At 36.7% G+C, this 12,640-nt stretch carries 11 protein-coding genes; all 11 read left to right on the top strand.

Features of this window, described 5'->3' with window-relative positions; genetic code table 11:
* Positions 1-6 precede the first annotated feature (6 nt).
* Positions 7-1,782 carry an aspartate--tRNA ligase gene (gene aspS, locus I2490_RS01770; protein WP_206458070.1) on the top strand — a complete coding sequence of 592 codons (1,776 nt, stop codon included), beginning with the start codon at positions 7-9 and terminating at the stop codon, positions 1,780-1,782.
* A gap of 25 nt (positions 1,783-1,807) precedes the next feature.
* Complete coding sequence (gene nadD, locus I2490_RS01775) at positions 1,808-2,470, top strand: nicotinate-nucleotide adenylyltransferase (protein WP_206458071.1); 663 nt, start codon at positions 1,808-1,810, stop codon at positions 2,468-2,470.
* Positions 2,471-2,482: 12 nt separating this feature from the next.
* Complete coding sequence (gene yqeK, locus I2490_RS16525; RefSeq protein ID WP_245157050.1) at positions 2,483-3,346, top strand: bis(5'-nucleosyl)-tetraphosphatase (symmetrical) YqeK; 864 nt, start codon at positions 2,483-2,485, stop codon at positions 3,344-3,346.
* A gap of 13 nt (positions 3,347-3,359) precedes the next feature.
* On the top strand, positions 3,360-5,831 hold the full coding sequence (leuS, locus tag I2490_RS01790) for a leucine--tRNA ligase (protein WP_206458072.1): 2,472 nt from the start codon (positions 3,360-3,362) through the stop codon (positions 5,829-5,831).
* Positions 5,832-5,867: 36 nt separating this feature from the next.
* Positions 5,868-7,547 (top strand): ribonuclease J, encoded by a 1,680-nt coding sequence (locus tag I2490_RS01795; RefSeq protein ID WP_245157051.1) that lies wholly within the window; start codon positions 5,868-5,870, stop codon positions 7,545-7,547.
* Positions 7,548-7,556: 9 nt separating this feature from the next.
* Complete coding sequence (locus I2490_RS01800) at positions 7,557-7,889, top strand: YlbF family regulator (RefSeq protein WP_206458074.1); 333 nt, start codon at positions 7,557-7,559, stop codon at positions 7,887-7,889.
* Positions 7,879-8,970, top strand: coding sequence for an aminopeptidase P family protein (locus I2490_RS01805; protein ID WP_206458075.1), 1,092 nt, complete (start codon positions 7,879-7,881; stop codon positions 8,968-8,970). The genes I2490_RS01800 and I2490_RS01805 overlap by 11 nt, the downstream gene beginning before the upstream one ends.
* A 40-nt stretch (positions 8,971-9,010) precedes the next feature.
* Positions 9,011-9,571, top strand: a complete 561-nt coding sequence (gene efp, locus I2490_RS01810) for an elongation factor P (protein ID WP_206458076.1) — start codon at positions 9,011-9,013, stop codon at positions 9,569-9,571.
* Between the two features lie 79 nt (positions 9,572-9,650).
* On the top strand, positions 9,651-10,706 hold the full coding sequence (gene mltG, locus I2490_RS01815) for an endolytic transglycosylase MltG (protein ID WP_206458077.1): 1,056 nt from the start codon (positions 9,651-9,653) through the stop codon (positions 10,704-10,706).
* Between the two features lie 4 nt (positions 10,707-10,710).
* Positions 10,711-11,379 carry an O-methyltransferase gene (locus I2490_RS01820; protein ID WP_206458078.1) on the top strand — a complete coding sequence of 223 codons (669 nt, stop codon included), beginning with the start codon at positions 10,711-10,713 and terminating at the stop codon, positions 11,377-11,379.
* Positions 11,380-11,392: 13 nt separating this feature from the next.
* Complete coding sequence (locus tag I2490_RS01825; RefSeq protein WP_206458079.1) at positions 11,393-12,619, top strand: peptidase U32 family protein; 1,227 nt, start codon at positions 11,393-11,395, stop codon at positions 12,617-12,619.
* The last annotated feature ends 21 nt before the right edge of the window (positions 12,620-12,640 follow it).

The raw sequence follows: 12,640 nt of genomic DNA on the forward strand, positions 1-12,640 counted from the left end.
AAAAACATGGCAAATTTATTTAAAAGAACGCATATGTGCGGTACACTTACACTTGCAAATGTACAGGAAGAAATCGTTTTAAACGGATGGATCCAAAAAAGAAGAAATCTGGGAGGACTGATTTTTTGCGATTTAAGAGATAAAACCGGCATTGTTCAGATTGTATTTAATGATGATATTCCGAAGGAACTCTTTGAAAAAGCAGACAAGCTTCGCAGTGAATTTGTAGTAGGAATTAAGGGAACGGTAAAAGAAAGAGAATCGAAAAATAAAGATCTGTCAACCGGAGATATCGAAGTATTTGCTAGTGATTTGATGATCTACTCCGAATCAGAGACACCACCAATTTATGTAAAAGATGATGATAAGGTATCTGAAGATTTACGTTTAAAATATAGATATTTGGATCTTAGAAAACTAAAAATGCAGCGTAATTTATCCTTTCGTCATAAGGTAACAAAAATAGCTCGTGATTTCTTTGATGAAGATGGGTTCACAGAAGTGGAAACTCCAATATTAATTAACTCCACTCCGGAAGGTGCCAGAGATTATATTGTACCGAGCAGAGTAAACCAAGGAAAATTTTATGCACTGCCTCAGTCTCCACAGCTATTTAAGCAGCTTTTGATGGTTTCCGGAACCGATCGTTATTTTCAGATTGCTAAATGCTTCCGTGATGAAGATTTGAGAGCGGATCGTCAGCCTGAATTTACACAGATTGACTTAGAAATGTCCTTTGTCGATGCAAATGATGTCATTTCTACGCAGGAACGCTTTATGAAGAAATTGTTTAAGGAATTGATGAATTTGGAGATTAATACACCATTTCCAAGACTCACTTATGAGGAAGCAATGACTCGATTTGGAAGTGATAAGCCGGACACTCGCTTTGGATTTGAATTAAAATACTTAAACGAAACAGTGAAAGACTGTGATTTCCAAGTGTTTAAAAATGCACTTTCCTCCGGCGGCGATGTTCGTGGTATCAATATCAATGGGTATTCTGACCGTTTCAGCAGAAAGGATTTAGACAAGCTTCAGGATGCAGCGAAAGCTTACGGAGCAAAAGGTGTAGCGTGGATTCGAGTTGGTGAGTCTGAACATACATCTTCCATCGGTAAATTCTTTACACCGGAACAAATGAATGCAATGATTCAGATTTTTGAAGGAAAACCAAATGATTTGATTTTAATTGTAGCTGATAAACCGTCCGTCGTATTTGACAGCTTAGGATTCCTTAGAAGAGAGATTGCAGGAAGACTCGGTTTATTAAATGATAAAGAATATAATTTCCTTTGGGTTGTGGATTTCCCAATGTATGAATACAACGAAGAATTGGGACGTTACCAGGCAATGCATCATCCGTTTACAGCACCGAAAGCAGAAGACATTCCTTTGATGGACACAGATCCATCCAAAGTAAAAGCAGAAGCTTACGATATCATCATGAACGGTGTTGAATTAGGTGGTGGAAGCATTCGTATCCATGATCGTACGTTACAAGCAAAGATTTTTGAAATATTAGGATTGTCTGAAGAAGAAGCAAATAGTAAGTTTGGTTTCTTATTGGAAGCGTTCAAATATGGTGTTCCGCCTCATGGTGGTTTGGCTTACGGACTGGATAGACTGGTTATGCTTCTTACAGGATCACAGAGTATTCGTGAAGTTATGGCATTCCCAAAAAATCAAGCAGCACAATGCATGCTTAGTGACGCACCATCTGTGATTGAACAAAGCCAGCTTGATGAATTAGCAATTCAAATCGTAGCAGAGCAGGAATAAAGCAACCAAAATTTAGGGGTGCAGAATGAATAAAATTGGTATCTTTGGAGGAAGTTTTGATCCCATTCATTATGGGCATCTATTATTAGCAGAACAGGCACGTAGTCTATTTAACTTGAATCGTGTGATATTTGTTCCTGCGAAAATTTCTCCATTCAAATTAAATACAGTGCCGACAAGAGGAGAAGACCGTTACGTTATGGTTTTAAAGGCCATTGAAGAGAACCCTTACTTTTTTGCTTCTGATTATGAATTGAAAAAAGAAACCGTATCCTATACCATTGAAACACTCCGTGCGCTAAAAGAAGAGTGGGGTAGTGAAACAGAATTATACTTTATCACAGGGACGGATGCATTTTTGGGTATTGAGGATTGGGCACACGCAAAGGAACTCTTAACAGAATTTTCATTTTTAGTTGGAAATCGCCCTGGGTATCAGGATGAAGCATTGGAACGCATGTTAGTTGAAGTACGAAATCGTTACGGAACTAAGGTGGAAAAAGTAGAAATGCCAAAGGTGGATATTTCCTCAACTGATATTAAAGATCGTTTTTATCATGGAAAATCTGTAAAGTATTTGCTTCCCGACTCCGTTGCCGAGTATGCAATCAAAAATCGATTGTATGGTATCAATTGGGATAGCACACTTCCGGCTTCCGCGCAATCCCTTGTCAATGGAAAAGATTAGTGGTACAATGGAATGTATACAAAAAATGGGATAAAAAAAGAAATCACTTCTTATATTCAAGCGAATTTGAAGGAAAAACGACTTGCTCATACATTTGGTGTCGTTGAGGAAGCAAAAAAATTGGCAAAAAAATATGGAGTGAATCCAATAAAAGCAGAATTGGGTGCATTGTTTCATGATGCGTTTCGAGAAAGAGGGAACCTCATTCACGGTAATATTGCTGCAGACGTCATGAAAGACACTTATCAAATTAAAGATGAAGATCTTTGTAATGCCGTACGCTTTCATACGACTGGAAGAGCAGGGATGTCTTTATTGGAAAAGATTTTATATATGGCAGATGCCATTGAACCAAATCGAAGCTATCCCGGAGTGGATGAGCTTCGAATCTTGGCATATAAAGATTTAGATGCAGCTTGTCTGCAAGCATTTAGGAATACCATAAGGTATGTGACCGAAAATGGTTTGGATTTGGATTATAATACGTTAGAAGCATATAAAGATATAAAAAAAGGAGATTATATGGAAAATAAAGAGATTGCACTGTCTGCAGCCGCTGTGTTGGATCAAAAAAAAGCGATTGACATCGTGGTAATGGATATCAAAGAAAAGTCTTCTTTTGCAGACTTTTTTGTAATTGCATCCGCAAATTCAGAAAGACAACTTTCTACATTAGCTGACGAAGTAGAGGACCAGTTTGCAAAGGATGGTATTTTAGCAAAACATATTGAAGGAAGAGGAAATAGTGGTTGGATTTTAATGGATTTCGGAGATGTTATTGTTAATTTATTTTCATTAGAACAAAGAGAACGATATAATATTGAAAAAGTTTGGGGCGACTGTGAAATTATTCCGTTTGATGCTACGGAAAATTAGGAGGTAGTTAAAGATGCAACAACAATATGATTTTAATATCATCGAAAAGAAATGGCAGGATACTTGGCAAAAAGAAAATGCATTTCATACAACTGAGGATAAAACAAAAGAAAAGTTTTACCTTCTTGAAATGTTCCCATACCCTTCCGGAAAGCTTCACATGGGTCATGTGAGAAATTATTCCATCGGTGACGTTACTGCACGTTTTTTGACTATGAAAGGCTATAATGTACTTCATCCAATGGGTTGGGATTCTTTTGGACTTCCGGCAGAAAATGCTGCAATTAAACATGGCATTCATCCGGCAGTTTGGACAAAACAAAACATTGCAGAAATGAGAGAGCAATTAAAGCAATTAGGTTTTAGCTATGATTGGGAACGTGAAGTCGCTACGTGTACTCCGGAATACTATAAATGGATGCAATGGATTTTTATTCAATTTTATGAAAAAGGTTTGGCTTATAAGAAAAAAAATCCAGTAAATTGGTGTCCGTCTTGCCAAACAGTATTGGCGAATGAACAGGTTGTTGACGGGAAATGTGAACGTTGCACAACAATGGTTGGTAAAAAAGATTTAGATCAATGGTATTTAAAAATTACCGATTATGCTGATCGTCTTTTAAATGATTTGGATAAGTTGGATGGATGGCCAAATAAAGTAAAAACGATGCAGAAAAACTGGATTGGGAAAAGCGTCGGTGCAGAAGTTGATTTTTCCATTGATGGCTTTGAAAAGAGCTTACGTATTTTCACTACAAGAGTGGATACCTTATATGGAGTTACTTACATGGTATTGGCACCGGAGCATCCTTATGTAAAGGAATTGATTGCCGGTACAGAAAATGAAAAATCAGTTGAAGATTTCTTAGTTAAGCTGCAGCACTTAAGTGACATTGACCGTACTTCCACAACCTTAGAAAAAGAAGGAGTATTTATTGGTAAATATGCGATTAATCCATTGAATGGTAAAAAGATTCCAATTTATATCGCAAATTACGTTCTTATGGACTACGGAACCGGAGCAATTATGGCAGTACCTGCTCACGATCAGAGAGACTTTGATTTTGCAAAAAAATATGATTTGGAAATCATACCGGTGGTAGAATCCAAAGATCCTTCCATTGATATTTACAATTTACAAGAAGCTTTTGTTGCTGAAGGTAAATTAATCAATTCCGATCAATTTAACGGATTAGATAATATGCCGGCCCAGGAAAAAATCATTGCATATTTGGAAGAGAAAAAAATCGGAAATGAATCCATCAATTTCCGTCTTCGTGATTGGCTGATTTCAAGACAAAGATATTGGGGCTGTCCAATTCCTATGGTATATTGTGAGGAATGTGGATGGGTACCGGAAAAGCTTGAAAATCTTCCGGTTGAATTACCAACTGATATAGTTTTCTCCGGCAAAGGGGAATCTCCGCTTACCACAAGTCCGACTTTCGCTAAGGCAACATGTCCAAAATGCGGAAAACCGGCTAGAAGAGAAACGGATACCATGGATACCTTCTTGGATTCCTCCTGGTATTTCTTACGATATACAGATGCAAAAAATGAAAACGAAGTATTCGCAAAAGAAAATGCAGACTATTGGATGAGCGTGGATCAGTATATTGGTGGTGTAGAACATGCTATATTACATTTACTATATGCTCGTTTCTTTACAAAAGTACTCTATGACATTGGAAGGTCTCCGGTAGAAGAACCATTTGCTAATCTTTTAACACAAGGGATGGTATTAAAGGATGGCAGTAAAATGTCAAAATCCGTAGGAAATGTAGTTAGTCCAGAAGAAATCATCAATAAATATGGTGCAGATACGGCACGGTTATTTATTTTATTTGCCGCACCACCAGAAAAAGAACTGGAATGGTCGGATGCCGGTGTGGAAGGAAGCTATCGTTTCTTGAATCGTGTGTATCGTTTGGTATATGAAGCAGCAGAAATGACAAATGGAATTCCTGCACGCTTTACTTTAGAAACCAAAGAAGATAAAAATTTAGCATTTGTATTAAATAGTACGATTAAGAAAGTAACGGAAGACATAGGAACTCGTTTTAACTTTAACACAGCACTTAGCTCAATAATGGAATTAGTCAATGAAATGTATAAATATAAGGCTTTGGACGACATTAATCTAGGCTTGTTTAAGCATGCAATTGATTCCTTAATCTTACTACTAAATCCATTTGTTCCGCATATTTGTGAAGAAATGTGGAAGCATACAAATCATGAGGGCTTTGCTTATAATGCCGCTTGGCCAACCTATGATGAGACAGCATTGGTAAAGGATACGGTTGAGGTTGTCATTCAATTAAACGGTAAAGTCAAAGAAAGAATACAAATGCCGACGGGACTTGACAAAGAAGCTTTCACAAGTGCAGCGATGGACGTTGAAAAAGTAAAAGCACTTTTAGCTGAAAAAGAGGTTGTGAAAGTCATTGCCGTTCCGGGTAAATTATTGAACGTAGTTGTAAAATAATATGTGGAAAACACAAAAAAAGAAAGGATGTATTATTTGAGAATCAACAACAATAATAGGGGAGGAAACATCGTAAAATTGATTCCACTTGGCGGATTAAATGAGATCGGTAAAAACATTACCGTCCTGGAATCAAAGAATGATTTGATTATCATTGATTGTGGTTTGTCCTTTCCTGATGATGAAATGTACGGAATTGATATCGTGATACCTGATTTTAGTTATCTGATAAAAAACAGAGAAAAAATCAGAGGCATGGTATTGACACATGGTCATGAGGATCATATTGGGGCAATTCCTTATTTATTAAAGGAACTTAATTTGCCAATTTATGGAACAAGACTTACACTCGGACTTGTTGAAAATAAATTAAAAGAACACGGTCTTAGAGGAAATTTAAATGTTATTGCTGCGGGTGAAACCATAAAATTGGGCGACTTTAAAGTGGAAACCATACGAACGACACATTCTATTGCAGACGCCATTTGTCTTGCCATTGATACGCCAGCAGGAAAAGTATTTCATACAGGAGATTTTAAAATTGATTATACACCACTTGATGGTGAGCCAATTAATTTTCATCGGTTGGCAGAGATTGGAAATAAAGGTGTTTTGCTGATGTTGGCTGATAGTACAAATGCAGAACGAAAAGGGTATACTGCTTCAGAAAAAACGGTTGGTGTAACACTCGAAAACATTTTCCGCTCTTGTAATACAAGAATTCTAGTTGCAACCTTCTCTTCCAATGTACATCGTGTACAAAAGATTATTGATACGGCAGTAAAATTCAAGAGAAAGGTTGCGATTTCTGGAAGAAGTATGCTGAACGTCGTAAACATTTCGATTGAGCTTGGATATCTGAAGGTTCCGGATGGTATTTTAGTAGACATCAATAAAATCCGAAATATAAAGGATTCTGATTTAGTTATTATTACGACAGGGAGCCAAGGCGAGCCGATGTCGGCATTAGCAAGAATGGCTTCCAGTGATCACAAAGCCGTCCAAATTAAAAAAGGAGATGTCGTGGTTCTTTCTTCAAGTCCGGTTCCCGGAAATGAGAAAACCGTTTCGAATATTGTAAATAAGCTCTTTGAAAAAGGAGCAGAGGTTATTTATAATGACATTGCTGACATTCACGTTTCAGGTCATGCCTGTGCTGAAGAATTAAAACTGGTACATTCTCTTATCAAACCAAAGTTTTTCATGCCGGTTCATGGAGAGTACCGTCATTTGCGGCAGCATTCTTTGATTGCTGAAAACTTAGGAATGTCAAAGGACCATATTTTTATCTTAGAAAATGGACAAGTACTTTCCTTAAAGCGAAATAAAGTTGAAAAATGCAAAGAAGAAGTCCCATGTTCATCTGTAATGGTAGATGGTCTTGGTGTCGGTGACGTAGGAAACATTGTTCTTCGAGATCGAAAACTGTTATCAGAGGCGGGCTTAATTATCGTTGTTGCCGGTATTCAAAAGGGAACGGGTATGGTTACGTCAGGACCTGATATTATATCAAGAGGCTTTGTATATGTGAGAGAATCTGAAGATTTAATTGACTCCGCAAGAAAAGTTGTTCAAGCACGTTTAGAGCGATGTCAGGCTGATGGGATTCGAGATTGGGCTGCATTAAAAAATGCAGTTCGTGATGAATTACGAAACTTTATTTATCAAAGAACAAAGAGAAGCCCCGTTATTTTACCAATCTTTTTAGAAGTATAGGAGGTTATTATGAACCCTTACGATAAAGCACATGAATTAGCAAAAGCGTTGAAAGAATCACAGGAATATAAAAATTATATCGCTAAGAAAGAAGAAATTTCCCAAAATGCGGAACTCAGTGCTATGATTAATGATTTTCAAGATAAAAATATGAAAATGCAAACGCAACAAATGCTGACAGGCAATGCTGATCAAAACATTATGGAACAGGTTCAATCCTTATATCAAATTGTTATGGCGGATCCTTTGGCTGCAGAATATATGCAGGCAGAACTTGTTTTTACAAAATTAGTTTCTGATGTTTATGGCATTTTAGGAGAAGTGATTCGTATTGAAAAATAAATCAGAACAAGAAAAACGCATTTCTTACCGCATTGAAAAGGTAAGAGATGCGTTAACAGTACAACAATTGGATGGAATTTGGATTACAAAGAAAGAAAATCAAATCTATTTGTGCGATTTTCCTTCTTCCAATTGTTTTCTTCTTCTCACCAAAGATAAAAATTATTTGCTTACCGATTTTAGATATATTGAAGCAGCAAAAGACTCTTGTCCAATGTACGAAATTGTATTAATTAACAGTGAGTATTCTGAAATAGATTTTCTAAAAGAAATGCAGCTGTCTGTCATAGGATGTGAAGACGACACTTTAACAGTAAATAGTTATCGTAAACTAACAAATGAAGTACAACATACAAAGTGGCAAGATTGCAGTGGTTTAGTAGAACAAATCCGTCTAATAAAAGATGAATATGAATTGGATGCCATAAAGCGAGCTGCTGCTTTAACGGATGATTGTTTCTCTCATATGCTTTCTGTTTTAAAACCACATATGACAGAAAAAGAAGCCGCTTTGAAAATTGAATTTTTCTTTAAAAAAAATGGTGCGATGGGTCTTTCCTTTGATTCGATCTGTGTATCTGGTATAAGGAGTTCTTTACCGCATGGAGTACCAACGGACAAAAAACTGGAGGTCGGCGATTTCTTGACAATGGATTTCGGTTGTATCTTAGATGGTTACTGCTCGGATATGACAAGAACAGTTGCGATTGGTTCCGTGACACCGGAGCAAAGACAAATCTATAATTTAGTTTTACAAGCACAAAAAACGGCAATTGAAGGACTAAAAGCAGGGATGTCGTGTGTAGAGGGAGACTACTTAGCTAGACAAGTGATTATTGAAGCCGGTTATGGAGACTATTTTGGACATGGACTTGGTCATGGAGTCGGGTTGGAGATTCATGAAGCACCAACCTTAAGTCCCAGAGGCAAAGGATTTTTAAAGGAAAATATGACCGTTACCATTGAACCAGGAATCTATCTTCCACAAAAATTCGGGATTCGAATTGAAGACTTGGCAATCATCACATCTTTTGGTATAATAAACACGGTTCATTCAGAAAAAGAGCTAATTATTATCTAAATAGGATTGATTAGATATATCTACAATGGAGGAGTAAACAATGATTTATGCAAGCGATTTTAGAAAAGGCGTTACTTTTGATATTAATGGAGAGCCACATGTAGTTCTTGACTTTCAGCATGTAAAGCCCGGTAAAGGTGCAGCCTTTGTAAGAACCAAGTATAAGAATATTTTAACAGGTGCAACTAGAGAAGAAGCATTTAATCCAAATGATAAATTTCCGAAAGCACACATTGACACAAAACAAATGCAATATTTATACAACGATGGAGAGCTTTATTATTTCATGGATCAGGAAACCTTTGATCAGGTTCCAATCTCAGAAGAACAGGTTGAAGATGCAATCAAGTATCTAAGAGAAAATGATATGGCTACAATTAAGTTTTATAAGGGAAGCGCTTTCTTAGTAGAAGCACCGAACTTTGTAAACCTTAAGATAATAGAAACCGAACCAGGTGTGAAGGGCGATACCGCTACAAATGTAACAAAAGCAGCTGTTGTAGAAACCGGTGCAACCATTCAGGTTCCTATCTTTATCGAAGAGGGAGAATTGATCCAGATTGACACCAGAACTGGCGAATATTTAGGAAGAGCTAAATAAAAATAATAAAAATAATTTCGCAGAATGGTCGCATTCTGCGATAATTTTTTGTAAAGGGTCATACATAGGGAGATTATATATGGGAAAAAAATCAAAGAAAAAGGGGAAATCCAATCGATTTATAACAATTATACTAACCGTTGGAATCCTGTGCATGCTATCTTTAGCAACGGTGTTTGTTTATTTGGGACAAGTAGGAAAACCTATAGATCCAAGTGATGTAGAAACAATGTCGGTTCAAATACCTACTGGAACCGGTACGAACGGCATTGCGCAAATTTTAGAAGAAAACGGATTGATTCGAAATACTACCGTGTTTCGTTTGGAATCAAAAACAAAAGGCTATGATGGGAAATATAAAGCAGGGGAATATTTGCTTTCAAAAAGTATGTCTATGCTTGAGCTTATGGAAAAAATAGTTGCTGGTAATGTAAATACCGTTCGTTTTACGATACCGGAAGGATATACATTAAAGAAAATATCTGAAAAGCTAAGTGCAGAAGGATTAATCAATGAAGAACTTTTTATGCAGGAGATACAATCCGGAGAATATAATTATGAGTTCTTGAAGCATGCTCCGCAAGGAGAACTTCGCTTAGAAGGGTATTTGTATCCGGAAACGTATGATGTATATACAACCGCTTCCGAGAAAGATATCATTGATCGAATGCTTCTACAATTTGATAAAGTTTTTAAACCAGAATATTACGATCGAGCAAAAGAGTTAAATTTAAATATTAATGAACTGATAACCATTGCTTCTATCATTCAAGGAGAAGCAGTTAAAGAAGATGAGATGAATCTCATTTCCAGTGTGATTTATAATCGGCTTAACATTGGTATGCCGCTGCAAGTAGATGCCACCGTTCAATATGCACTGCAGGAACGAACAAATCGTGTGAGTACGGAAAATACAAAAGTAGATTCACCATACAATACGTATCAGAACAAGGGATTGCCGCCGGGACCAATTTGCTCCCCAAGCATTAAAGCAATTGAAGCAGCGCTTTATCCTGCTGAGACGAATTATATTTATTTCGTCGCTAAGGGAGATGGCTACCATGCCTTCACAAATGATTACGACCAATTTTTAAAAGATAAAAAGGCTTATATTAAAAAAACCTTTGGAGAATAAAAAAATGAACATTATGACACATCAGGTTACCGCATACTTGGACGAACTGTATCGACCGCTAAATCCATTCTTAGAAAAATTGAGAAAGGATGCGGAGGAAAAACATGTTCCGATCATTTTGCGTGATACAGAACAACTATTGATAAATCTTCTGCGTATCAAACATCCAAAAAGAATCCTAGAAATCGGGACAGCCGTAGGGTATTCTTCCATTTGTTTTGCAACAATTTGCTCAAAATCTATAATAACTACTTTAGAATTATCAGAAGATAGTGCTAACATTGCAAGAAAAAATATAGAAGACGCAGGGTTTTCCGATCGAATTCAAGTAGTACAAGGAGATGCAAAAGAAAGCCTTACGTTTCTAGAAGAGCAATTAGACCAAGGGCAAATAGAACCTTATGATTTCATCTTTATTGATGCGGCAAAAGCGCAATATCAAGCATTTTGGGATGCGTGTGAACCACTTTGGAGCAATGAGGCACTTATTGTGTCAGACAATGTTTTATTTAAGGGAATGACTGCTTCTGATGATTTTGTATTAGACCGAAGAAACAAGACTATTATTCGCCGTATGCGAGAATACCTTAAGAACATTACAAATTTGCAAAAGGTTGATACTTGTGTATTGGCAGTTGGTGATGGTGTTGCCATTAGCTTAATCCATGAATAGAAGTGAGGAAATCATGAAAAAAATTGAATTGTTGGCTCCAGCCGGAGATTTAGAAAAATTAAAAATAGCGATTGATTATGGTGCAGATGCGGTCTATATGGCAGGAGAGTTATTTGGACTTCGTGCAGGTGCAAAAAACTTCAGTTTAGAGGATATGCAAGAAGGCGTAGCCTATGCCCATGCACGTGGAAAAAAAGTATTTCTTACCATGAATGTGTTTGCGCATAATGATGACATTGAATTAATGAAAAACTACCTTAATCAAATAAAAGAGATTCCTCTTGATGCTTTTATTGCTTCGGATGCCGGAGTGATTCAATTAATACGGGAAGTGATTCCAGATGCTGAAATTCATTTAAGCACACAAGCTAACACAACGAATTACAGAACCGCTGCATTTTGGTATCAGCAAGGAGTGAAACGTATTGTTTTGGCTCGAGAGCTATCCTTTGATGAAATAAAGGGTTTAAAAGAAAATTTACCGGAAGATATGGAATTAGAAGCCTTTGTTCAAGGTGCAATGTGCATTTCTTATTCTGGCCGATGTCTTTTAAGCAATTTTATGATTGAACGCGATGCAAACAGAGGAATGTGTGCGCATCCGTGTCGTTGGAAATATAGCTTGGTTGAAGAAAAAAGACCCGGAGAGTATTATCCGGTTGAAGAGGATGCACGAGGTACCTATATCTTTAACTCTAGGGATTTATGCATGATTGAACACATACCGGATTTGATTGAATCTGGACTTGCATCACTAAAAATAGAAGGACGTATGAAGAGTGTTTTTTATGTAGCAACCGTTATAGGTGCTTACAGAAAAGCCATTGATGCATATTATGAAAAGAAAGAAAACTATTGTTTTCAACCTGAATGGATGGAAGAATTAAAAAAAGTCAGCAATCGACATTTTACTACGGGTTTTTATTATCGAAAGCCAACCAACGAAGATCAAAATTATGAAAGCAGTGCCTACTATCGAGAATATGTATTTTTAGGAATTGTACATGATTATGATGAAAGCACCGGCTTTGCTACCGTTGAACAGAGAAATAAGATAACCGTGGGTGATGAAGTAGAAATTTTCGGACCAAACAGTGATTATTTTAATCAAAAAATAGAAATCATGCTGAATGAAGAAGGAGATGCGATTACAGAAGCACCTCATGCCCAACAAATGTTGAAAATTAAAGTTTCTAAACCAGTATCGGAAAAGTTCATAATACGAAAAAGGAAAGAATAAGATTGAATTTTCATTAAATTT

The organism is Anaerovorax sp. IOR16, from assembly GCF_017168145.1.
In the GTDB taxonomy this organism is placed as follows: Bacteria; Bacillota; Clostridia; order Peptostreptococcales; family Anaerovoracaceae; genus IOR16.

Bases quoted from the DNA above. Each gene is read 5' to 3' on its own strand.
- nadD (WP_206458071.1), top strand. From the start codon at position 1,808: ATGAATAAAATTGGTATCTTTGGAGGAAGTTTTGATCCCATTCATTAT.
- mltG (WP_206458077.1), top strand. From the start codon at position 9,651: ATGGGAAAAAAATCAAAGAAAAAGGGGAAATCCAATCGATTTATAACA.
- I2490_RS01820 (WP_206458078.1), top strand. From the start codon at position 10,711: ATGAACATTATGACACATCAGGTTACCGCATACTTGGACGAACTGTAT.
- yqeK (WP_245157050.1), top strand. From the start codon at position 2,483: ATGTATACAAAAAATGGGATAAAAAAAGAAATCACTTCTTATATTCAA.
- efp (WP_206458076.1), top strand. From the start codon at position 9,011: ATGATTTATGCAAGCGATTTTAGAAAAGGCGTTACTTTTGATATTAAT.
- I2490_RS01800 (WP_206458074.1), top strand. From the start codon at position 7,557: ATGAACCCTTACGATAAAGCACATGAATTAGCAAAAGCGTTGAAAGAA.
- I2490_RS01825 (WP_206458079.1), top strand. From the start codon at position 11,393: ATGAAAAAAATTGAATTGTTGGCTCCAGCCGGAGATTTAGAAAAATTA.
- aspS (WP_206458070.1), top strand. From the start codon at position 7: ATGGCAAATTTATTTAAAAGAACGCATATGTGCGGTACACTTACACTT.
- leuS (WP_206458072.1), top strand. From the start codon at position 3,360: ATGCAACAACAATATGATTTTAATATCATCGAAAAGAAATGGCAGGAT.